General features: G+C 58.9%; 23 protein-coding genes. 10 read left to right on the top strand and 13 right to left on the bottom strand.

From position 1 onward, the window contains the following. Nucleotides 1–60: 60 nt before the first annotated feature. The 5 genes from benD to catA form a co-directional block, all read right to left on the bottom strand. Entirely contained in the window at nt 61–837 is a 777-nt protein-coding gene (gene benD, locus AYM40_RS26020; RefSeq protein ID WP_063499049.1) for a benzoate diol dehydrogenase BenD, read from the bottom strand. Further along, nucleotides 834–1,856, bottom strand: coding sequence for a benzoate 1,2-dioxygenase electron transfer component BenC (gene benC, locus AYM40_RS26015; protein WP_063499048.1), 1,023 nt, complete (start codon nt 1,854–1,856; stop codon nt 834–836). Before benC ends, benD begins: the two co-directional genes overlap by 4 nt. 39 nt (nt 1,857–1,895) lie before the next feature. Continuing rightward, nucleotides 1,896–2,384, bottom strand: a complete 489-nt coding sequence (gene benB / locus AYM40_RS26010) for a benzoate 1,2-dioxygenase small subunit (protein WP_063499047.1) — start codon at nt 2,382–2,384, stop codon at nt 1,896–1,898. Further along, nucleotides 2,381–3,739: a Rieske 2Fe-2S domain-containing protein gene (locus tag AYM40_RS26005; RefSeq protein ID WP_063499046.1), complete on the bottom strand. Its 1,359-nt coding sequence runs from the start codon at nt 3,737–3,739 to the stop codon at nt 2,381–2,383. The genes benB and AYM40_RS26005 overlap by 4 nt, the downstream gene beginning before the upstream one ends. 112 nt (nt 3,740–3,851) lie before the next feature. Beyond that, a complete protein-coding gene (gene catA, locus AYM40_RS26000) occupies nt 3,852–4,787 on the bottom strand; it encodes a catechol 1,2-dioxygenase (RefSeq protein ID WP_063499045.1) in 936 nt (311 codons plus the stop codon). Between the two features lie 174 nt (nt 4,788–4,961). Here catA and AYM40_RS25995 point away from each other — a divergent pair, with 174 nt between their 5' ends. The 5 genes from AYM40_RS25995 (at nt 4,962) to AYM40_RS40645 (ending at nt 8,919) form a co-directional block, all read left to right on the top strand. Next, nucleotides 4,962–5,885: a LysR family transcriptional regulator gene (locus tag AYM40_RS25995; RefSeq protein WP_063499044.1), complete on the top strand. Its 924-nt coding sequence runs from the start codon at nt 4,962–4,964 to the stop codon at nt 5,883–5,885. Nucleotides 5,886–5,990: 105 nt separating this feature from the next. Continuing rightward, nucleotides 5,991–7,118 carry a muconate/chloromuconate family cycloisomerase gene (locus tag AYM40_RS25990; RefSeq protein ID WP_063499043.1) on the top strand — a complete coding sequence of 376 codons (1,128 nt, stop codon included), beginning with the start codon at nt 5,991–5,993 and terminating at the stop codon, nt 7,116–7,118. 86 nt (nt 7,119–7,204) lie between these two features. Next, the gene (gene catC / locus AYM40_RS25985; RefSeq protein WP_063499042.1) at nt 7,205–7,483 is read left to right on the top strand and encodes a muconolactone Delta-isomerase; all 279 of its coding nucleotides are present in this window, start codon (nt 7,205–7,207) and stop codon (nt 7,481–7,483) included. A gap of 258 nt (nt 7,484–7,741) precedes the next feature. Next, nucleotides 7,742–8,191, top strand: a complete 450-nt coding sequence (locus AYM40_RS25980; RefSeq protein WP_063499041.1) for a PaaI family thioesterase — start codon at nt 7,742–7,744, stop codon at nt 8,189–8,191. Between the two features lie 497 nt (nt 8,192–8,688). Further along, entirely contained in the window at nt 8,689–8,919 is a 231-nt protein-coding gene (locus AYM40_RS40645; RefSeq protein WP_148662301.1) for a hypothetical protein, read from the top strand. A gap of 56 nt (nt 8,920–8,975) precedes the next feature. Here the strand turns inward: AYM40_RS40645 and AYM40_RS41515 are convergent, their stop codons facing one another. From AYM40_RS41515 to AYM40_RS25965, 5 genes are all read right to left on the bottom strand, one after another. Beyond that, nucleotides 8,976–9,116: a hypothetical protein gene (locus AYM40_RS41515; RefSeq protein WP_158515327.1), complete on the bottom strand. Its 141-nt coding sequence runs from the start codon at nt 9,114–9,116 to the stop codon at nt 8,976–8,978. Beyond that, nucleotides 9,113–9,916: an N-acetylmuramidase domain-containing protein gene (locus AYM40_RS25975; protein WP_063499040.1), complete on the bottom strand. Its 804-nt coding sequence runs from the start codon at nt 9,914–9,916 to the stop codon at nt 9,113–9,115. The genes AYM40_RS41515 and AYM40_RS25975 overlap by 4 nt, the downstream gene beginning before the upstream one ends. Before the next feature lie 69 nt (nt 9,917–9,985). Beyond that, a complete protein-coding gene (locus tag AYM40_RS25970; protein ID WP_063499039.1) occupies nt 9,986–10,321 on the bottom strand; it encodes a putative holin in 336 nt (111 codons plus the stop codon). After that, nucleotides 10,255–10,572 carry a head completion/stabilization protein gene (locus tag AYM40_RS43850; RefSeq protein ID WP_158515326.1) on the bottom strand — a complete coding sequence of 106 codons (318 nt, stop codon included), beginning with the start codon at nt 10,570–10,572 and terminating at the stop codon, nt 10,255–10,257. Before AYM40_RS43850 ends, AYM40_RS25970 begins: the two co-directional genes overlap by 67 nt. A gap of 157 nt (nt 10,573–10,729) precedes the next feature. Continuing rightward, entirely contained in the window at nt 10,730–11,878 is a 1,149-nt protein-coding gene (locus tag AYM40_RS25965) for a porin (protein ID WP_063499038.1), read from the bottom strand. A 488-nt stretch (nt 11,879–12,366) separates the two neighbouring features. Here AYM40_RS25965 and purU point away from each other — a divergent pair, with 488 nt between their 5' ends. The 3 genes from purU to AYM40_RS25950 all read left to right on the top strand — a co-directional run bounded on the left by purU (nt 12,367) and on the right by AYM40_RS25950 (nt 15,597). Beyond that, nucleotides 12,367–13,242: a formyltetrahydrofolate deformylase gene (gene purU / locus AYM40_RS25960; RefSeq protein ID WP_063499037.1), complete on the top strand. Its 876-nt coding sequence runs from the start codon at nt 12,367–12,369 to the stop codon at nt 13,240–13,242. 262 nt (nt 13,243–13,504) lie between these two features. Then, nucleotides 13,505–14,383, top strand: a complete 879-nt coding sequence (locus AYM40_RS25955) for a tyrosine-type recombinase/integrase (RefSeq protein ID WP_063499036.1) — start codon at nt 13,505–13,507, stop codon at nt 14,381–14,383. Between the two features lie 8 nt (nt 14,384–14,391). After that, the gene (locus AYM40_RS25950) at nt 14,392–15,597 is read left to right on the top strand and encodes an IS91 family transposase (RefSeq protein WP_063499035.1); all 1,206 of its coding nucleotides are present in this window, start codon (nt 14,392–14,394) and stop codon (nt 15,595–15,597) included. Nucleotides 15,598–16,042: 445 nt separating this feature from the next. On the opposite strand, the gene AYM40_RS25945 is transcribed toward AYM40_RS25950, so the two are convergent. Further along, complete coding sequence (locus AYM40_RS25945; protein ID WP_063499034.1) at nt 16,043–16,267, bottom strand: hypothetical protein; 225 nt, start codon at nt 16,265–16,267, stop codon at nt 16,043–16,045. A 107-nt stretch (nt 16,268–16,374) separates the two neighbouring features. Continuing rightward, nucleotides 16,375–16,947, bottom strand: a complete 573-nt coding sequence (locus AYM40_RS39035) for a DUF3331 domain-containing protein (RefSeq protein ID WP_236721090.1) — start codon at nt 16,945–16,947, stop codon at nt 16,375–16,377. A 606-nt stretch (nt 16,948–17,553) separates the two neighbouring features. On the opposite strand from AYM40_RS39035, the gene AYM40_RS25940 reads away from it, so the two are divergent. Together AYM40_RS25940 and AYM40_RS25935 are read left to right on the top strand one after the other, a co-directional pair. Then, the gene (locus AYM40_RS25940) at nt 17,554–19,395 is read left to right on the top strand and encodes an ATP-binding protein (protein ID WP_082855303.1); all 1,842 of its coding nucleotides are present in this window, start codon (nt 17,554–17,556) and stop codon (nt 19,393–19,395) included. A 126-nt stretch (nt 19,396–19,521) separates the two neighbouring features. Next, the gene (locus AYM40_RS25935) at nt 19,522–19,920 is read left to right on the top strand and encodes a response regulator transcription factor (protein WP_236721088.1); all 399 of its coding nucleotides are present in this window, start codon (nt 19,522–19,524) and stop codon (nt 19,918–19,920) included. Nucleotides 19,921–19,963: 43 nt separating this feature from the next. Here AYM40_RS25935 and AYM40_RS25930 read toward each other — a convergent pair whose 3' ends face one another. Continuing rightward, a complete protein-coding gene (locus tag AYM40_RS25930) occupies nt 19,964–20,644 on the bottom strand; it encodes a response regulator transcription factor (RefSeq protein ID WP_063499033.1) in 681 nt (226 codons plus the stop codon). Nucleotides 20,645–21,028 lie beyond the last annotated feature (384 nt).

The following is a 21,028-nucleotide window of genomic DNA, read 5'->3' as shown; positions in this document are numbered from 1 at the left end:
GGCCCTGCCTTCTTGGACCCCGGAGGCATCTGTGCGAGGGTGGTTCGAGGAATTCATGGCTCAGCCTGTGTCACCACCGGCTACTGGAAGCACCGTGCCGGTGATATAGCTTGCCTCGTCTGAAGCGAGGAACAGGATCGGCGCGACCTGTTCGTCAATGCTGCCGTAACGCTTGAAAAAGGTTGATTCAGTGACCTGCTTCACTGCATCGCCCATCCAGGCTTTTTCCTGCTCGCTGTCGCCGGCAGTATTGCGAGGGATCCGTCTCGGAGGCGCGTCGGTCCCGCCCGGCGCGGCGGCGACCACACGGATGTTGTGCTCAGCATACTCCATCGCCAGTGACTGCGTTATCGCGTTGACACCGCCCTTGGCCGCCGAATACGGCACGCGGCGGATACCGCGCGTGGCATTCGAGGAGACGTTGACGATGGTGCCACCGCCGCGCTTGAGCAGGTACGGCAGCACAGCATGGCAGGCATACAGCGTGGGCATGAGTGAGCGGCGAATTTCCGCGTCAATCTGCTCAGGTTCGAACTCGGCGAACGGGCGCATGCGAATCGCGCCACCGACGCCATTGATGAGTATGTCGATGCCGCCGAACTTGCGCGCGGCAAAGGCCATTGCCGACGCAGCGCCTTCGTACGTCTCAAGGTCGGCGACAAACCCGGCTGTGTCCGCGCCACTCGCTTCGGCGGCAACTTCGGAGACGAACTCGGCGCGATCGACGAACAGCACCTTGCCGCCTTCGGCGGCTGCGCGAAGCGCTACCGCGCGACCAATGCCCTGCGCGGCACCGGTGACCACCATGACCTTGCCGGCAAATCGTTGCGCGCTCATGCGGCCCTCGGTGCTGCGTTAGGAGTGAACTTCTCGTAGTGAAAGCTGTTGGGCTTCACGCCGTTGTCGTCGAAATGCTTGCGCACCGCATCGACCATCGGCGGCGGCCCGCACAGGTACACGTCCACGTTGCCATCATTTACAGCCTCGGCCGGCATGTGCTGCGTCACCCAACCCTTGCGGGGATGCGTGGAATCCGTTTCGGCCACGACGGTGCTGTAGGTGAAGTTCGGCAACTTCGCCACGTACGCGTCGATTGCATCGACCTGCACGAGGTCGAGGTCTCGCGTTACGCCATAAATCAGGTGAACCTTCTGCTGCGAATTCGCGCGAGCCAGCACTTCGAGCATCGACAGAAACGGTGCCAGGCCGGTGCCGCCGGCGAGGAACAGCAACGGCCGCTCGACGGCCCGCAGATAGAAGCTGCCCAGCGGCCCGGTCAGCTCCACTTGGTTGCCTGCCTGTGCGGATTCGAGCCAGGTGCTCATCACACCACCGGGAATTTTCTTAATCAGGAAGCTGATTTTCGATTCACCCGGCGCCGATGAAAAGGAGTACGATCGATGTTGACCGCTGCCTGGAACATCAATGTTGACATACTGGCCCGGCAGGAATACCGGCGCGGCCGCATCAACATCCAGTTCGAGCACGATGGCCGCATCGTTGTGTGCTTCTACCTTTATTACTGTTGCAGCGAACTTGCTTTGCTCAGTCTTGCATGCAGTGGAAGATGCCGGCACCGCAATGACACAATCGCTTTCTGGCACCATCTGGCAGGTCAGGACGAGGCCGCTCTCCTTCTCATCCTCGGTCAGCGCATCTTCGATGTAATCGTCGCCAAGGTCGTAGCTTCCGCTCTCGGCGCGGCACTTGCAGGTACCGCACACGCCGTCGGAGCAATCCATCGGCAGGTTAATCTTGGCGCGAAAGGCGGCATCAAGCACCTTCTCGCCCGCCTTGCATGTAACGAAGCGGGTCACGCCGTCTTCGAAATTCAGTGCAATGTTGTAGCTGGACATCTTGCCTCCTGTACTTCTGATTTCCGCTGACGCTCGACGTCAGACGTGGTAAACGTCGAGCACCTGGCGGATGTAGTCGTCCTTCAACACAATGCGCTTGTAGGAAATCAATAGTTCATCATTGACTTTGCGCAGAGTGACAAACATCGTGCCGAAAAACTGGTCAGTGGTTTTGTAGCGGTGGCTGAGCGTGTTGAAGTTGTAGCGCACGTCCACCTCGTTCTCACGCTCGGCCAGCACTTCCACGTTCGTAACGTTGTGACTGGTGCGTGGTTCAGGCATAGAAGCACTACTGCGCTCTGTCTTGATGCGGAACACCCGGTCTTCAAGTCCGCCACGGTCCGGGTAGTACATTAGCGAAATCTGGCTTTCGTGGTCGTCGGTGAGCCGGTCGTCGTCATCCCACGCGGGCATCCAGTACGTGACGTCCTCGGCATAGCACGCAAGCCAGTCGTCCCACTGCCGGTCATCGAGCAGGCGCGCTTCGCGGTACAGCGCAGCACAGATTTTCTGGTAATCGAAGCTCATGCCAGTGCCTCCCCTTGTTCTTTCTTCAGTGCATCGCGCATTACATCGACCCAGTACTCGTGCTGACACACAAACAAGCCCTCGTCTTCGCTGCGCTCGCCTGAAATGAGTGGCTTCAGACCCATATTTTTTGCATTCGCGTCGGCCCCTTCGACCCACAGCGGCGCACCGCGCGACAGGTCGTTCCACAATGCAGTGGTGCCGGCATAGCCCGCCTGGCAGGCACGGAATTCTTCAAGGTCATCCGCGGTGCCCATGCCCGTGACGTTGAAGAAATCCTCGTATTGGCGGATGCGGGTAGCCCGGTCGGCTGCGCTTTCACCCTTGGGAGCGAAGCAGAAGATGCTGACTTCGGTCTTGCCTACGCTGATAGGCCGCACCACGCGAATCTGCGTGCTGAACTGGTCCATCAGGAATACGTTGGGATACAGGCAAAGGTTCCGGGTCTGGTTGACGATGAAATCCGCCTTCGCTTCGCCCACACGTTCCTTAATTTCGTCGCGGTACTGATAGACCGGCCGCACTTCCGGGTTCATCGTCTTGGTCCACAGCAGGATGTGGCCATGGTCGAACCCGTACACTCCGGCTACCGACTTGCTCCAGCTGTTCGCATCCACGGCCTTGGTGCCCTCGACCTTGCGCCGGTCCATCGTCGCAGCATAGTTCCAGTGCACGGTGCTGACGTGGTAGCCGTCGCAGCCGTTCTCCATCTGCATCTTCCAGTTACCGTCGTAGACGTACGATGAATTGCCGCGCAACACTTCCAGCCCGTCCGGGGCCTGGTCAACGATCTGGTCGATGATGACCCTGGTCTCGCCGAGGTAGTCCTCCAGCGGGATCGCGTCCGCGTTGAGGCTGCCGAACAGGAAGCCGCGATAGCTCTGGAAGCGCGCGACTTTTTTCAGGTCATGCGAGCCGTTGGTATTGAATTGCACCGGGTATTCGGTGGTCTTCACATCTTTCACTTTCAGCAGCTTGCCGGTGTTGGCGAAGCTCCAGCCGTGGAAAGGACACGTGAAGGTGCCTTTGTTGCCATGCTTTTTACGGCACAGCATCGCGCCCTTATGCGCGCAGGCATTGATGACCGCGTGCAGTTCGCCGCTTTTGTCGCGAGTTACCACTACAGGCTGGCGGCCAATCCAGGTCGTGTAGTAGTCGTTGTTGTTGGGAATCTGGCTTTCATGCGCCAGATATACCCAGTTGCTCTCGAAAATGTGCTTCATCTCGAGCTCGAACAAGTCAGTGTTCGTGAAGATGTCACGGCGGCAACGGAATACACCGTTTTGCTTGTCGTCCTGAACGGCCGTATGCAGCAGTTCATCCAGCTGCGAGGCTTTGTCGATAATTGCAGACATGTGTGCTCTCCTTACGCGTGCTTCAGGTGATGGAGCACACGCATCGGTGTCGAAAGATTCTTGCGAAGAATTGAGCGGCAGCAGTAGTACGACTAGCAGCCGCGTTCAGCGGTTAGGCGGTAACAGACGCACGCAGACGGTGGACGACCTGGTTATCCTTGCCCTGAACCAGCGGAGTCAACTCGATGTTGAACTCGATTTCCTTATACGTATCGGCTTTCATGCCCAGCGCGGCGCCGCCCGTCTTTTCGACCACATGGGGAATCAAATCCTCGCGGGTGGCGTAGGCAAAGTCGTCCCAAATCAACGGGTCGCCCTCGATGTTGATTTGCGTCGTCAGCTTGCGGTACTTGTCGGTGGTGACGAAGAAGTGCACATGCGCGGGGCGGTTGCCATGGCGGGCGAGCATGTCCAACAGTTGTTGGGTCGCGCCATGCGGCGGGCAGCCATAACCGACCGGCATGAGCGTGCGGAACTCGTATTTGCCGTCGGGACCGGTGCTGACCGCGCCGCGCAGGTTGAACTCGCTCTGCGCGCCGGTCGGGTCGAAGTGCGAATAGAAGCCTTTCGAGTTGGCATGCCAGCATTCGACCACCGCCCCTGCGACGGGCTTGCCATCTGGACCGGTTACCGTGCCGCGGATGACCAGCGGGCCGGCATCCTCGTCCGGATTGAGATCAATCTTCGACATGCCATCGCGCACGGGCGCACCGGCAACATACAGCGGACCTTCGATGGTACGCGGCGTGCCGCCGGTGATTTCAGCCGCCTTGTCCTCGGCATCCATGCGAATGTCGAGATACTTCTCCAGGCCCAGACCAGCGGCAAGCAACGCCGCTTCACCGTCCAGGCCAAGCTTGTTGAAAAAGTGAACGCCCGCCCAGATTTCGTCAGGCGTCATGTCAAGGTCGTCGATGGCCTTGAACAAATCGCTCAGCAGGCGATGGACAATCTGTTTGGCGCGAGCACTGCCGTCCTGGCCACCAACGTTAGCAGCGGCCTTCAGCAGGTCCTGCACTTCCATCGTATCGAACACTTTGACGTTCATGTCTGCTCCTGAATCTCTACTTTCTGATCGGGTAAACCCTTGGTTTTGCCCCCGATTGAATATGCCTGAGAGGTATAATGGGTGCTAAAACAGAGTGTGAATGCAGAATAATGGACACCGGAAGGCCTCGTCCAACACTGATTTAGTATCGATCTATATCCATGGGGTATTGAAATGGAACTGCGGCATCTTCGCTATTTCGTCGCCGTAGCCGAGGAACGCAATTTCACGCGCGCGGCACAGCGGCTGAACATGGCCCAACCGCCTTTGAGCCGTCAGATACAGCAACTTGAAGAGATTCTTGAGGTGCAGCTATTCCAGCGCGACTCGCGCCCGTTGAAGCTGACAGAGACGGGTAAGTTTTTCTATGCTCATGCCGTCCAATTGCTGGCTCAGACGTCCGAACTCGAATCAATGACGCGGCGCGTGGGCAACATCGAGCGCAGCCTCTCTGTCGGTTTCGTGGGTTCGACGTTGTACGGAATGCTGCCAAAAATCATCCGTCGCTTCCGCGATGAGAACACCACGGTCGAACTCAGCCTCCACGAGATGTCGACGATGGACCAGATTAGAGCGCTGAAGGACGGTGTGATTGATGTCGGGTTCGGCCGTATTCGTCATGAGGATGCGAACATCCGCCGGGTGATCCTTCGCGAAGAGAAGATGATTGTCGCCTACCCGGAGGGCCATCCCCTCGCACTCGCCAAGCCTGTGCTCGCTCTTGGCGACCTGGTCAACGAGACCCTGATTATTTTCCCTAAGGCGCCGCGGCCCAGTTATGCAGACCAGGTGCTGTCGGCATTCGAAGACCGTGGTCTCAAGCCGCGCCGGATATACGAAGTTCGAGAGTTGCAGATTGCGCTAGGTCTCGTAGCAGCGGGGGAAGGAATTTCTGTCGTACCGAGCAGCGTGTACGGCCTGAAGCGAGATAATGTGAGCTACAAAGAGCTGGACGACCCCACGCTGGTTTCCCCAATCATCATGAGCACGCGCATGCTCGACGAGTCGCGGGACATTCGGGAAATGCTTGAACTCATCTATCGGCTGTACGAGGAGGAACGGATACCCCATACGCCCGCTGCCGACCGGGGGCGGTAATTTCCGGCATACCTCGCGGGTATGACACTAGACGTCAATGGTGTTGGACAGGCGATTGTTGGGCGCGCAATACTTCAGCAACCCCTCAACTCCAACATTCCAGGTATGAACGCCCAAATCACCTCCGTCGAAGCGATTCTGGTTGACCTCCCAACTATTCGCGCGCATCAGCTAGCGATGGCGACGATGCAGCAGCAAACCCTGGTCATCGTCCGTCTGCGCTCAAGCGATGGCATCGAGGGTATTGGCGAAGCCACTACGATTGGCGGTCTGTCGTACGGCGACGAGAGTCCCGAAGGCATCAAGCTGACCATCGACACTTACCTTGCACCTGCACTTGCCGGGCAAGACGCGACCAACATCAACGACGCAATGCTCAAGCTGAACAAGGTCGCGCGTGGAAACCGGTTTGCAAAATGCGCAATCGAGACAGCGTTGCTGGACGCGCAAGGCAAGCGCCTGGGCGTCCCGGTCTCGACCCTTCTTGGCGGCGCTGTCCGCAAGACGCTTCCGGTCCTTTGGACACTCGCGAGCGGTGATACACAACGAGACATCGATGAGGCAGAAACGCTGCTGGCCGAACGTCGTCACAATACATTCAAGCTGAAGATTGGCCGCCGTAGCGTTCGTGATGACGTAGCGCACGTATCGAAGATCAAAGCCGCGCTCGGCGACCGCGCCAAAGTCACGGTCGACGTGAATCAGGCCTGGAACGAAGTTGACGCAGCGCTCGGAATCGAGGCGCTCGAAGCTGCTGGCATCGACCTCATCGAGCAACCCACTCCGCGAGAGCAGCGCGGAGCACTCGCCAGACTTGCATCGCGTTTCATCGTACCCATCATGGCCGACGAAGCGGTGACTGGCCCGGAGGATGCGCTTGAACTTGTGCGCGGCGCCTGTGCGGACGTGTTTGCATTGAAGATTGCGAAGTCCGGTGGAATCTACGGAATGATGCGTACAGCCGCCATCGCGGATGCAGCCGGTGTCTCCCTCTATGGCGGCACGATGCTTGAGGGTAGTATTGGGTCGATTGCATCGGCGCACGGATTTAGTGCCCTTCCGCAACTTGCCTGGGGTACGGAGTTGTTCGGACCTCTCCTGTTGAAAGACGACATCGTCACTGCGCGCCCCCAATATCGGGACTTCGACCTTCATATGCCAGAAGGACCGGGCCTGGGCCTCCATATCGATGAGGAAAAGCTCGCCTTCTACCGTCGCGACAAAAACATCTGAGCACACACGTTCAACGCAGAACCAGTCACTTCGACTCTCTCCTGCCAAGGAACCGGCAGGAGCATCACATTTTCTGGAAGAGAACCATGCTTTATCTCGTAAGAATGGACGTACACCTGCCACACGACATGCCGGCTGTTCAAGCCGATGAAATCAAGGCTCGCGAGAAGGAATACGCTCAGGAGCTTCAACGGCAAGGTAAGTGGCAGCAACTGCATCGGGTGGTCGGTGAGTACGCGAACTACAGCATCTTCGACGTCGACTCGCACGACGAACTGCACACCATTCTCTCGGGTCTGCCGTTGTTTCCGTATATGACGATGAAGGTGACCGCGCTTGCACGTCATCCGTCGTCCATCCGCTGACGCTGCAACGAATGCCTTGAATCCCGACACCGGCGGTACGTTAGCGTCTGCCGCTCCGAAAGGGAACTGGTCCGTGTCGGCAGTTACCGCTGGGGCCCGACACCCACCGTGACCCGGAGCGTCACTGCATCGCTGGAATCGCAAACGGACTCTCCGGACAAATGCTCGCTCGGGCCGAGCCCGGCCCAAAACAGTCGGACGAGATCCTGTTGCGCTCGCGAGGGGCACTAAAATAGCGCTTTTGTCTGGAGTCTGTCGATGAACCTCGTAGAGCAACTACCGTCCGGCCTGACTGGGCTTGAACAGCTTCGCAAGCTTATAGAAATGGGAGGTCGCCCGCCCATTGGCGAAACCCTCGAGTTCAGTCTTGTCGAGGTTGGGGAAGGCTTCGCCGCTTTCGAGGGCGTGCCGTCATTGCGCGTCTACAACCCCATCGGCACCGTACACGGAGGATACGCAGCTACCCTTCTCGATTCCGCATGTGGCTGCGCAGCGCACTCCCGACTTTCGGCAAAGCAGGGCTATACGACTTTGGAACTTAAAGTGGCATACCACAAAGCCATTACACACGAAACCGGTAAGCTTCGCGCGGAAGGCCGCGTTTTGAGCATTGGCCGTCGCGCAGCGTTCGTCGAGGCGACATTGAAGGATGACGACGGGAAACTTTACGCCTCCGCGACCTCGACTCTCCTTGTCATCGCCAAATGAGCCGATACCTGTGTCCTCGCCAGCACGACGTGCAATTCGTCTCCTGCAGGACGATGACCGAGTTCGCCCGGTAAGAAGCCTGGGTGATGAGTTTCATGATCCTGGCGACGTGACGGCCTTCTCAGTGCCATTCACGAGCGACGTATCGAAGCAGCCATTACGAGAAGGCTGGCTGCCAATACTCGCCAGTAAAATCTTCAATCATATTTAAAAACACAGAAGATCAATTTTCTCGTGCCGCCTTTAAGAATGGCAATCAGAACCCGACGAATTTTAGTTAATGGATGTTTCGCCATGATTCCGCGAGATCATGCAGGGCGACATGCTATTTTCAGTTCTGGAGTCTGATTGTTCATTTTCCTGGTCAGCCGAAAATAACAACCGCGCACATCCATTGTGCAATTTTGCACGAAATTTCGGGTAGCTGTATGGAGTCGAGCTGAGAATTCGGGAATGTCACAAGGTGGCTTCGTTCGATGCGACCAGGACAGAAGCGCGTGCAGGACTTCGGTTCGCCCCAGGGTGTGGACGCCAACGTCTTTCATGTTCCAGATGCCAAACTGGCATCTTTGTGTATCAGCGGGATGGTCCGCTGGGTGCACCGTTGGTACCATCCAAACGGCCGCCTGAACTCTCAGGAAATTGCGGCGAAAATCGCCACGCTGGGCATAAACATGGTCGGGTATCGCCAGCAGCCTCCCTCTGTTGACGATTCGGTAAGCGGTTGACATATCGCTGTCTGCTGCAGCAAGGAGCAATCCGAATCCCTCAGTTCCTGGTTGCATCATGTACCGCTGGGTAACGATTTGTGCACCGTCGAACTAACAAGCCGCTGTGCGGCAATCGAAACATTCCAGCCTTCGGCAGCTCTGAGACATACCCGCTGCGCCTGTTGTTTTGCCTTGTCCACGGCGAGCGCTTTCATGCGGCCGCCTCGGCGCCGGCGTACTTGAGATATGCCCGCGCGAGCTTCGCGTCGTACAGATTGCGAGCGTAGTTCGTGCCGTTGTAGCGTTCGGCGAAAACTGCCCACTCGCGGGCCTTGAGCGCGGCAAGCAGGCGCTTATCGGCCGCGACATAGCGCACGAACGCTTCGAGCTGGTCGCCTTCGCTGTTTTCCATGCGGCTCACAAAGTCATCGATGCTCGAATATTTCAGGCGCCCCCAGTTGTTCCCCATCACCTGAAACGCGCCCCAGCTCGCCGACTCATAGGCCGCGCCGGCGTCGATCAGCTCGGCCCTCGCAAGCCGGGTGTATTCGGCCGCGTTGCCCATATAGCCGCCATATTTCTGCGAAACGATGTTCGGATACTTGACGGCGAGCGGAGCCGGATCGATGCCGCGCGCATGCAGACGCTTCCAGAACACATGGCGCTCGAACAGGATTTTCGGCCGCCCGTCCGGCAGAAAGCCCGATCCAAGCGATTCGACCTCATTCACGGTACGCACGAGCACGACAGGAACGCCGAGCGTGTCGGCCGCCTTGACGATATCGGCATCGGCGAGGTGCTTTGGGTCGCGCTTGCCGGTGGCGAGCACGGCGAGCGTTTTTGGGCCGGCGACGCCATCGTCGACGAGTCCTGTTTTAACCTGTAGCGCTTTAACGGCGGTTTCGGTCGCGTCGTCGTAAAGGTGCGTCGCGTCGAGTGTGTAGCCGGCGCGGATCAGGCGGCTTTGCAGCAAGCCGACATCCGCGCCATGATCGCCAGAGCGTAGTGTTCTCATTGATTGCCACTCCACAGAAGGCGCACGAACGCTGCGGTGTGCGCGGCCAGTGCGAAAAAGATGGACATCTCACCTCCGTCTCTTGAGAAACGCGAATACATCCACCGCTTTGACACGCTTGATCAGTTGCAGCGTGACGGTAATCACGAGCGCGGCCGCGAAGAAGGCAGCCACGCCCGTCGAGCGGATCGGCGTCACGTTGACGATCTCGGCTGCCGCGAGATAGCCCATCACGAGGGAAATCAGCATGTAAGCGATGCGCTTCAGCACGCCGATATTCTTCGTCGTGACGACGACGAGCGCCGCACCGGTAAACGCGCCGATCAGCGCAATGGCATCTATACCCGGCGCGAGGCCGAAAGCGGCCGATAGCGCTGTGGCGGTGGTGGTGTGCGGTTCGGCCATGGCGGTGACTCCAATTGGTCAAACGGCGCAACTGACGCAGCGCTTTCGACAGTGTCGATCGCAGGCAGACAGGCAACCGCCCCCGCCGGCAACACGAAGCCTGCATTCGCTGCAAGATCGGCATAGCCGGCTACCAGTTGTACGGATCTCAAGGACGCCAACGCACCGTTGATGGTCATTATCGCGTCGAGGTTCGACAGGGGAAGGCGGTCGTTTGCCACGGTGCCGTGGAGTCGAACTGGCTCCCGCAATCGCGTTGCGGCCAGGTGTTGCGATGGTCGGACTGAAGATGGGCAAACGATGGGAATCGCGTGGACACGCTGGCCGCGTGGCGGCTAACCCGAAGTGATGAACGCGAGCGGCTCCCGCAGCCTGCGAAACCGCTCGCGTCAATGCGCTGAAAAAACCTTAGAACGAATGCCGCATCCCGATCCGCACATCGGACTGCGTATTCGACGAGGACGGTGCGAAGCTGTAGCCGATCACCGCATTCACGCCATCCGACGCACGCAGATAGTCGCCGGAAATATACACATCGGTACGTTTGGACAACAGGTAGTGCAGTCCAAGCGAGCCCTGGTTCCAGTGATTGCCTTCGAAGCTCGTGTGCTGATAGCCGCCGTACAGCGACAGCGCAGGCGTGAAGTTATACGACGCGCCCGCTTCATAAACCTGCATGTGCGAACTCTGCCCGAAGCCCTTGATCGTCGTATAGGTGAAATCGCCGGTGAGCATCAGGTTGCCGATCGTATAGGCCGCGCCGACCGCAAACGCGCCTTGCTTGTCCACCGGGAATGCCGACGAGCTATACAGATCGGTCACCGCACCGGTGGCCGGATCGACGGAAACGGTCGGCTGGCCGAGGAAAGTGCGCGTGCCGATCATCGCGTACGGGTCGAAGGCATAAATGCCGAACGGATTGTTCAACTGCGTATACGCCACGCCCATGTTGAACGGACCGTGGTCATAATGCGCACCCACGCTCCATGCGCTCTTCTGATGGAAGTCGCCGGCGGTGTTGCCGAACGAGTACATGCCGCCGAAGGTGAAACCGGCAAAATCATTCGACAGGAACTTCACCGAGTTCGGCAGACGGTCGCCGTTCATCCGGTCGAAGTCGCCCTGGTGAATCGCGTAGCCGCTCGCCCATGCGGAGATGTTGTACAGAAACACAAACTCTTCGGTCATGTCGAGCTGATTGCCGAACGAGAAAGTCCCCCACCCGTTCTTGATGCCGACATAAGCCTGGCGTCCGAATTCAGCACCGCCGAATCCCAGTTGCCCATTGCCCAGGCGAAAACCTGATTCCAGCACGAAGACCGCTTGCAAGCCGCCGCCGATATCTTCCACGCCTTTGAAGCCGATCCGGTTGCCGTACGAAATGCCGTCGTCGAATTTGAACTGGTTCGCGCCGCCGGCATTGTTCACGTAGGTGATGCCGGCATCCAGAATCCCGTACAGGGTGACGCTGCTTTGCGCATGGGCCACCGTCGGTGCGCATACAGCGCTTGCCACGAGAACGAGTCCCGAAAGACTAACGGGATTTTTCTTCTTCATTCAATTCTCCCCTGCTCTTTGCCTGCGTAGTTCGTTGGATAAAGCGATCCCTGCTGCGCGCTGTCTTCCAACGCGCGGCGCTTCTCGCATGACGGGCAGTTCGAAACCGCTGAGACTGGTTGAAACGGATTGAAACTCGCCAAAACTGACTAAAGCTGACTAAAGCTAACCAGGGCGACACCACCTAACCAGGCTGATTGAGACTATCGGCAATGCATACGATCATCTGCCATGCCTGCATCGACGGAACAAGAATACGGGTCCAGATTTATAAGGATTCGACCGGATGCGACATCAATCTGTCGAGTAGCGACCCCGAAGTCTGGAATGCCGGGCTTATTTCACCGTCCCGCCCCAGCCTCGTCTGACGCTCCCATTCCAGCGTGACGGCGGTTAGCTTCTATCCCCGTGACCCGCTGATTTGCTCTACTGCGATGATGCATGCCGCGCCCCGCGGCGTTGCCCAATCGTTTAAGTGGAGAACCTGTATGTCCGCCGATTCCCGTCCCGATCAACTGGTTCTCACGGTCGCCTGTCCGAGCGCGGCGGGCCAGGTTGCCGCCGTTGTCGGTTTTCTCGACCGGCATCATTGCTATATCGACGAACTGACCGTTTTCGACGATGACCTCAGCGAGCGCTTCTTCGTACGCTGCGTGTTTCATGGCGTCGACAGCAACGAGACCCTGCATATCGCGGCACTCAAGCGCGAATTCGAATCGATCGCCGAGCGTTTTCAGATGACGTGGGCGATGCACGACGTCGGCACGCGGCCGAAGGTGCTGATCATGGTGTCGAAACTTGAACACTGTCTCGCCGATCTGCTGTTCCGTTGGCGCATGGGCGAGTTGAAGATGGATATTGCCGGGATTGCCTCGAACCATCGCGATCTGGAGCCGCTCGCGCAACAGCACGGCTTGCCGTTCCATCATCTGCCGATTAGCGCCGATACCAAGCCACAACAGGAGGCGCGTTTGCTCGACCTGTTCGAAACGTCAGGTGCTGAATTGATGATCCTTGCCCGCTACATGCAGATTCTCTCCGGCGAAACGAGCCGTGCGCTCACGGCCCGCGCGATCAATATCCATCATTCGTTTCTGCCGGGCTTCAAAGGGGCGAAGCCGTATCACCAGGCGCATGCGCGCGGCGTGAAACTGATTGGCGCAACCGCGCACTTCGTCACCGACGATCTCGACGAAGGTCCGATCATCGAGCAGGTCGTGGAGCGCGTCGATCACTCACACAGCCCGGAGCGGCTGCTTGCGACAGGACGCGATGTCGAATGCATCACGCTTGCGCGGGCCGTAAAGGCGTTTATCGAGCGGCGGGTTTTCATCAACGGCGATCGGACCGTGGTGCTGCAATAAAAAAGCTCCACTGGAAAAGTTGATGCCGCAACTTCCACAATACCATTTTGAGCGATCGACCTTTCAAGGACGCGTCCCGCTGCCACCTTAACGCGTTTGTACTAAACCGCTGACGCGGTAGGGGGAGGAGTGCGAGAGCTGATGGCTGACGTTCATTGCGGCGGTGAGCTGACGCAGGATCCCAACGAGGGGACGCAGATACCTCCAGGAGCAGTATGTGGATGCCCAACCGGGCTCCACCACTGCTTCCAGGAGGTTAGTCATGACGCCGCTGCGCCAACGCATGTTGCACGACATGGAGATCCGCAATCTCGCCGATAACACACAGAAGTCCTATCTGATTCAGGTACGCAGTTTCGCCCGGCACTTTCACCGCTCGCCCGAACTGCTGGGTCCCGACGAGATCCGGGCCTGGCTCGTCTACCTCCTCGAAGAGCGCAAGCTGGCACCCGCCAGTCTCGGCGCAACGATCGGTGCACTGCGCTTTCTTTACCGCGTGACGCTCAAACGCGACTGGAGTGACGAGGACTTTCCGTTACCGAAGAAGCCGTTCCGACTGCCAGTCGTCCTCAGCCTGGAGGAGATCACCGCCTTCTTCGAGTCGGTCGCCAGTCTCAAGCACCGCACCATCCTGATGACCGCGTACGCCGCCGGACTGCGTGTCTCCGAAGTCGTGCATCTGAAGGTCACCGATATCGACAGCAAGCGCATGGTTATTCGTGTGAACCAGGGGAAGAACCGTAAGGATCGCTATGTAATGCTCTCGCCGAGGCTGCTCGAGATCCTGAGGCTGTACTGGCAGGACGCCCATCCGAAGGAATGGCTCTTTCCAGGCAACATTCCGGGGCGGCCCATCACCCGCCATGCCGTCGGCGACGCATGCGAGCTTGCACGCAAGCGCAGCGGCATCCCCAAACCCGTGACACCCCATTCTTTGCGCCACGCGTTCGCCACGCATCTGCTGGAAGCCGGTACTGACGTACGCCGGATCCAGCTGCTGATGGGCCATAGGTCCCTTGCGACAACGTCCCGGTACTTGAAGGTGGCCACCAGCACCGTGTGCGCCACCACCAGTCCCTTCGACCTGCTGCCGCATCCCGCACCCGTTCCATCCCCGCCACCTGCGCCCGACTACTTCTGAGCGCAGTCATGCGGCCGGCGCTCGAAGTGGCGGACATTTTCCGCCAGTGTGGGCCCAGTTTTCGGCTATCCCATGCCGAGGGGCTCAGTCGTGTGCAGCGACGCGCGATGAGTGCCATCGAGCTGTGCCGCACCGCGGCCCTCGGCGGCCATGTCGAACAGTGCGACGCCTGCGGTCACCAGCGCATCACCTACAACTCGTGCCGGCATCGGGCCTGCCCGAAGTGCCAGTCGCTCGCCCGCGCGCAATGGCTCGAACGCCGGCATGCGGAGCTCCTCCCCTCGACCGAGTATTTCCATGTCGTCTTCACGCTTCCCGAATCCATCGCCGCTCTCGCGTTCCAGAACAAGAGGACGCTCTACGATCTGCTGTTTCGCGCCAGCGCCGAAACGTTGCGCACGATCGCCGCCGATCCGAAGCACCTGGGCGCCGAGATCGGCTTCCTTACGATCCTGCATACGTGGGGACAGAATCTGCAGCATCACCCTCATGTGCATTGCGTTGTGCCGGGCGGGGGCATCTCCCCGGACGGCGAGCGCTGGATCGCCTGCCGTCCGGGCTTCTTCCTGCCGGTGCGGGTCCTGTCACGGCTCTTCCGGCGGCTCTTTCTCGACCAGCTGCGCCGTGCGTTCGATGCCGGCGTGCTGCGCTTCCATGGCCAGCTCGAGCCGTTGCGTGACCCGCGAGCGTTCGCCGCCTGGCTCGCGCCCGCTGCTCACGCCGAGTGGGTGGTCTACGCCAAGCCACCCTTTGGCGGTGCCGAACACGTGCTCGATTACCTGGGCCGCTACACCCACCGCGTCGCCATCTCCAACAACCGGCTGCTCGCCTTCGACGGGCACACCGTGCAGTTCCGCTGGAAGGACTACCGGCACGAGTCCCGGCACAGGACCATGACGCTCACGGCCGACGAGTTCATCCGTCGCTTCCTGCTGCATGTGCTGCCTGACGGCTTCAAGCGCATCCGCAGCTACGGGTGGCTCGCCAACTGCCACCGTGCCGGCAAGCTCGCCACCTGCAGGCAGCTGCTCGGTGTCCAGGCTCCCGCCGCTGCCCCAGCCGAGCCCCGGGAAGACTACCGTGACCGCTACCAGCGACTCACCGGCAAGTCACTGCGCGACTGCCCCGTATGTGGCAAGGGACACATGCTCCGCATCGAAGACATGCCCGGCAGCCTTCCACGAGCCCCGCCAGGTCCCACCCATGCGCGCTAGTTGCCACCGCACCTGTTTCCGTACACGTTCACCTTTCCTGACGAGGCCAACGCGGCTGCACTCGTGCCTTCGATCTGCTGGCGCACCAGCGTACTCCAGAACGGCGGGTGATTTCCCGGTTCACGCGCGCATTCCCGCTTCCTTTACACGTGATGCTTCCCACTCTCGCCGGAAGTCCGTGTCTGATCGCCACTGCAAGACATCACAAATTACCGCGGCGGTCATTCAATGCCCATAGCCGCCACCGCCTGTGGAGCGGTTTAGCACAAACATTTTTTTGATTACCGGTCGCGGATCAGGTCCGACGACATGGCGATGCGCTGGTTGCCGCGACCGCCAACCAAAAAAATCTCTGCCTTATGCACTGCAGCGCATAAACGCGTACCTTGTTCACCCCCCTCCTTCGGACAAAGGAGTCTGCGAATCCCGTTTGACTCCAGCTGGCTTACTTCCACATCCCTCCCATAGCATCCGGGGCGTCGAGGCGCGCTTGCGCAATCTCGCCCGGGTGCTGGTAGTGGTACGCGTCGAACAACTGTGAGCACAGCTGAGCAAGTGAAGCAAGGTCAACGGCCTGGTCAGCGTATTCGACCTCTCTCGCATTGAGTATGTCGTCGAGAACCGGAGCGAGACGGCGCAGTCGCACAAATGTAGCGGCCTCTAGTTTCATGTTGAAACCTCCTGTGGCCAGACGGAGCAGCGCACCCTGAGTCGGCCACCCCTCAGGCAATGCTTCATCAGTGAGTTCGAACCGACATGCGCCAACTCCAACGCGCATCAGGCGCTTGTGCGGACCTTGACCATCTCGCTGGCCAGAATCATTGCGTCGCCATTAAGTGGCACTCCTCGTCCGCGGGTTCGGGGACGGTAGACCGGGTCGCCCCGGCCGATATTCTTGCCGGATAGGGCGCAACGCCCCGACGCGCGAGCGAGACACGGCGACCAGACCTGGTCTTCGTAGTTGCAAAGCGTCGGGTCGCGCCAGCACAGCACGAAGAGCGAATTGGAAAGTTCCTCCACGACCGTCACAGTAAAGGTGCGCACGTCACCGCCGTCCGTCTCCCGCGGACGGAACAGCCCGCCAGCGGAGCAGGAGCGGCCGGACAGGTCCGGAGAATTCCGCAGCGGGTCTGGCGGGGAAGAAAATTGATGGATGGATGCGACCATCGTCGCCCACGGGTCGCTACCCTTCGGCGACGAAGTCCGGCAGGTGGACTTCGACTGGGCGAGCCGGCCCGGCCGACGGGAAGACGGGTGATGGATTGAGGGCAGGTCGGGGGCAGTAGACGTATCGTGAAGGCCATTCTCTGACAGGATGTCCGAAGCCGTATTGGGTTCAGCGTTCAACATCGTGTTCCTCTCTGTAACAAAGAGCGAAGCAGTGATAGAGGTCGAATAACTCCTGACTTGCAGCTACTGGATGCATATTGTGGAGAATTCGACGGTGCGGCGATAGATGTTTCTGCCAAGCCACGGCACGAAGGTGTACTCGACATATGCGTTGCTTCCGACATGTATCCAGCTATGCAAAGTATGTGACACGATGATTCCTCGGAGGCGTTTAGAGGGAACCGGTCGGGCGGGCATCCGAAAAGGCGATGGTGTCGTCGGGCCGAACCGCGAGCTTTGTGCTGTCATAACGGCAAGCGCGGTCTCGATGAGAGAAGAGTAGGTTTTGCCGAAGGGCGAATCTACTCTACGGTTGGATATCCGGATGCCGCGTTAGGGTAACTTGCTTATACGGGCGTATAGGCGCGGTGAGCAGACTTAATGAGCGGTGTCGAACGGCGCGAAACGATCTCCGTCGGCTATCATCATGAAGATGAAGAACAGAATGGACGGAGAAGTCGAGAATATTTCCGAGCGTTTATTAAAGAATGAAAGAATGGCGCCCGCAAGTTGTTGCGCCAGACCAGATGGAAGTGGTCAGCGCAGCTGCGCTAAGGGAGGCGTTCGGTGCAGGCAATAGGTTCTTCACATAAAAGCGGCAGCTTACGGCATCTCGCGCCTTTGTGGATTTGGGGCTGTATGGCGCTCGGAGCCGTTGCTGCGACCTGCTTCTGGCTGCAGTTGGGATTGAGCGCCACTGGCTACTGTCTTCTGATTGTCCTTGTCCTCTTGTCCTTGCTGGCCAGCTTCATCTCATCCGCGATTTTCTCGGTCTTTGGCGCCGCGCTCCTCAACTATTTTTTCACGGAGCCCATCTATAGCTTCCGGGTTAGCAAACCCCAGGATTACTTTTCACTTTCGGCCTTTCTCGTCACATCAATCGCGGTCACAACCCTTGTCAGGCGGATTGACCGGGTTGAGAAGACGCAGCGCGCTCAGGCACAGCTGCTGGACCTGACACACGATAGCGTATTCGTGCGCGACAGGAACGAAGTCATTACGTCCTGGAATCACGCAGCAGAGACGCTTTATGGCTGGAAGAAGGAAGAGGCGCTTGGTCAAATGGTCGACGAACTTCTGAATACGGTGTTCCCCCTGGCTCGCGAGCAAATCCAGCAGATTTTTCTTCGCGAAGGCCACTGGGAGGGCGAGTTAATACACACGAGACGGGACGGCACGGAGGTAATCGTAGCGAGCCGCTGGACACTGCAGCACGACGGCGCGGGAAACCCGTTGGCCACGCTCGAGACCAATAACGACATCACGCAGCGCAAGCGCGCCGAGGAACTGCTTCAAAAGAGTCAGGCGCAGTACTTCGCCGAAGCGCAGAAGCTAAGCAAAACCGGCAGTTTTGGCTGGAATGTCTTGAGCGGAGAACTCTTCTGGTCTGAGCAGACTTTTTCTATCTTCGAGTACGACGCGGCTGTTGCACCCAACGTTGAGCTGGTCAGGCAGAGGGTACATCCGGAGGATATACCGGTGTTCGAGGAGGTGCTTGCACAGGCGAGCGGTTCCAGTCACGACTTTGACATCGAGCATCGTCTGCTTTTTCCCGATGGACGCGTCAAGCACCTCCATGTGGTTGCACACGCAGCGAACGGTCAGCCGAATAACAGGAGGTTCATCGGGGCCGTAATGGACGTGACGCGGGCGAAGCAGACAGAGGAGCAGTTACGGCATGCGCGAAGCGAGCTTGAACGGACAAGCCGGGTAACGGCGCTTGGTGAGCTGAGCGCATCGATTGCCCACGAAGTGGGACAACCCCTTTCCGCCATCGTTACGAACGGTGAAGCATGTCTTCGCTGGCTGCATCGCCAGCCTCCGAACATGGAAGAAATAGAGGGTTGCGTGAACCACATGACAGACGAGGGAAATAGAGCCGCCGAAATCGTGCAACGTGTGAGGAAACTCATGAAGGGGGCGCCGCCGGACCGGGTGCCGGTTGCCATCAACGACGTGGTCGAGGACGCGCTTGCCCTTATCGGAAGGGATAGTGGGCGTCAGAGGGGCTCCCCGACCCGTTGTCTCGCGGAGGGGCTACCTCTGATAATGGGCGACCGTGTGCAGCTCCAGCAGGTGCTCATCAATTTAATCATCAACGGCCTGCAGTCGATGGCAAGCGTCAACGGCAAGCGCGAACTCATAATCCAGTCCCGCCTTGACCCTGAAGGCAATGTTGTCGTGGCGGTGAAGGACTCCGGGGCCGGTATCCGCGAGGACAATCTTCCACGACTCTTTGAACCGTTCTTTACGACACGCAGCTCCGGCATGGGGATGGGGCTGGCTATATGCAGCTCTATTCTCGACGCCCATGGTGGGCAAATCTGGGCCTCCAACAACCCTGAAGGCGGCGCGACGTTCTCATTCAGCCTCCCACCAGCCACGACGCATGAGGTAGTGCGAATCTGAGACACACGAGGCGACCGGCGCGGACGTAGTTCAGTTCACATATACATTCGTATCATGTCAGTGGGCGCGGTTGTAAGCTAATCTGCGGATTAAACGAGGCGCGCGGCACCGACCGCACGTCATCCCTTGGAAAGAGAGGTCGAGGGCCGCATTTTGCAAATTACGCCTGTTGTTTCGATTGTCGATGATGATAAAGCCGTCCGTCTCGCTTTAGGCAGCCTAATCCGGTCGCTGGGTTGGCAGGTGCGCACGTATGAGTCGGCAGAAGAATTTCTTTCGTCCGGGGAGGCCGCTCATACCTCCTGCCTGATTTCCGACGTTCGTATGCCCGGGATGTCTGGTATCGAAATGCATGAGCGCCTGCGTGCTCAGGGGCACGCCCCTGCGACCATCTTTGTCAGCGCATATCCGACCCCGTCGCTGCAGGCGAAAGCGGTAGGTGCCGGCGCACTCGTATTGCTGCAGAAGCCTTACCGGGCCGCTGCATTGACTCACTGGCTCTCGGTCGCTCTCGGAAACCCTTAGCGAGTCGTCCACGCTCTGCAGGTACGCTCGGGTGCGATGGCGCCTAGTGATGACCGACCTGGGGCAGACAGGGCTCGATCCCAAGCGATTCGGCCTTGCGGACAAGGTCCGGCATTGAGCGCGCGTTCATTTTGCGCATTACCTGTCCACGGTGAACCTTGACCGTAATTTCACTCAAGTTCATCTCGGAGGCAATCTGCTTGTTCAGCAGGCCGGACAGCACAAAGGCCATCACCTCTTTCTCGCGCGGCGACAGCGATTGGTACGAGGCGCGCAGGCCGGCTAACGCTGCTTCCGCCGCGAGTCGCTCACTGTCTCTCGCCAGTGCCTGAGCAACTGCGTCAAGCATGTCCTGGTCCTTGAACGGCTTGGCAAAGAAGTCCAGCGCGCCGGCCTTCATCGCCTTTACCCCCATCTCGATGTCCCCATGACCGGTCATGAATACGACGGGAATACGCATGCCGCTATTGACGATTTCCTGGTGAAAAGCAATGCCACTTTTGCCGCGGAGTCGCACGTCGAGGATGAGGCAGCTCGGCCCCGCGGAGTGGGGAAAACGAAGAAATTCGTCAGGGGACTCGAACACTTCGACGCGCAAGCCCACAGAGCGCATAAGCGTTCCAAGGGCAAGGCGGATTGCCTTGTCATCATCGACGACGTAAATGACGGAGCCGTCGGTTACTACGGTTTCAGCCGTTATTTGGCGGGTCGGTTCAGTAGTCATCTGCGCACCTCGCGAAGCCGGAACGCGGTCGCATCGCGCTGGCATTTAATATTCTACGCGCCCGAGCGTAGCAGGAACTATTGTGCGCCTCCCCAAATTCTTTCACATCGAAAGCTTGTGGGTGACGCGATTGATATCTGTCGGCGCGGTTCGCCCCGCAGCGCTTGTGAGCGCCGACTCGTCGCAAACGCGCATCGACAGAACCGATTTACACCGTCGATGACCCATGCAAGCCGCACAAATAATGCGGCTTACACATACATAATTGTTAGTCAGTGCGGACAGATTGAAAATGGGCTCTTGTCATTGCGCGGCTCTCGCGTCTAATAGGACTCAGCGTTATCAGCGTTAACACGGGTTTTGGTGGCCAGTGCCTGCCCCCAA

The sequence above is a fragment of the Paraburkholderia phytofirmans OLGA172 genome, from assembly GCF_001634365.1.
In the GTDB taxonomy this organism is placed as follows: Bacteria; Pseudomonadota; Gammaproteobacteria; order Burkholderiales; family Burkholderiaceae; genus Paraburkholderia.
Note: the sequence above shows the minus strand (reverse complement) of the source record. Positions and strands in the feature narration are given on the sequence as shown.

Excerpts from the sequence above, each read along its gene's own strand:
- AYM40_RS41515 (WP_158515327.1), bottom strand. The coding sequence starts at position 9,116 with ATGAAAGCGCTCGCCGTGGACAAGGCAAAACAACAGGCGCAGCGGGTA.
- catC (WP_063499042.1), top strand. The coding sequence starts at position 7,205 with ATGCTTTATCTCGTAAGAATGGACGTACACCTGCCACACGACATGCCG.
- benD (WP_063499049.1), bottom strand. The coding sequence starts at position 837 with ATGAGCGCGCAACGATTTGCCGGCAAGGTCATGGTGGTCACCGGTGCC.
- AYM40_RS26005 (WP_063499046.1), bottom strand. The coding sequence starts at position 3,739 with ATGTCTGCAATTATCGACAAAGCCTCGCAGCTGGATGAACTGCTGCAT.
- catA (WP_063499045.1), bottom strand. The coding sequence starts at position 4,787 with ATGAACGTCAAAGTGTTCGATACGATGGAAGTGCAGGACCTGCTGAAG.
- purU (WP_063499037.1), top strand. The coding sequence starts at position 12,367 with ATGTCCGCCGATTCCCGTCCCGATCAACTGGTTCTCACGGTCGCCTGT.
- AYM40_RS25995 (WP_063499044.1), top strand. The coding sequence starts at position 4,962 with ATGGAACTGCGGCATCTTCGCTATTTCGTCGCCGTAGCCGAGGAACGC.
- AYM40_RS25950 (WP_063499035.1), top strand. The coding sequence starts at position 14,392 with ATGCGGCCGGCGCTCGAAGTGGCGGACATTTTCCGCCAGTGTGGGCCC.
- AYM40_RS25930 (WP_063499033.1), bottom strand. The coding sequence starts at position 20,644 with ATGACTACTGAACCGACCCGCCAAATAACGGCTGAAACCGTAGTAACC.
- AYM40_RS25990 (WP_063499043.1), top strand. The coding sequence starts at position 5,991 with ATGAACGCCCAAATCACCTCCGTCGAAGCGATTCTGGTTGACCTCCCA.
- AYM40_RS25980 (WP_063499041.1), top strand. The coding sequence starts at position 7,742 with ATGAACCTCGTAGAGCAACTACCGTCCGGCCTGACTGGGCTTGAACAG.
- AYM40_RS25975 (WP_063499040.1), bottom strand. The coding sequence starts at position 9,916 with ATGAGAACACTACGCTCTGGCGATCATGGCGCGGATGTCGGCTTGCTG.
- AYM40_RS25945 (WP_063499034.1), bottom strand. The coding sequence starts at position 16,267 with ATGAAACTAGAGGCCGCTACATTTGTGCGACTGCGCCGTCTCGCTCCG.
- benC (WP_063499048.1), bottom strand. The coding sequence starts at position 1,856 with ATGTCCAGCTACAACATTGCACTGAATTTCGAAGACGGCGTGACCCGC.
- AYM40_RS25955 (WP_063499036.1), top strand. The coding sequence starts at position 13,505 with ATGACGCCGCTGCGCCAACGCATGTTGCACGACATGGAGATCCGCAAT.
- AYM40_RS25965 (WP_063499038.1), bottom strand. The coding sequence starts at position 11,878 with ATGAAGAAGAAAAATCCCGTTAGTCTTTCGGGACTCGTTCTCGTGGCA.
- AYM40_RS39035 (WP_236721090.1), bottom strand. The coding sequence starts at position 16,947 with ATGTTGAACGCTGAACCCAATACGGCTTCGGACATCCTGTCAGAGAAT.
- benB (WP_063499047.1), bottom strand. The coding sequence starts at position 2,384 with ATGAGCTTCGATTACCAGAAAATCTGTGCTGCGCTGTACCGCGAAGCG.
- AYM40_RS25970 (WP_063499039.1), bottom strand. The coding sequence starts at position 10,321 with ATGGCCGAACCGCACACCACCACCGCCACAGCGCTATCGGCCGCTTTC.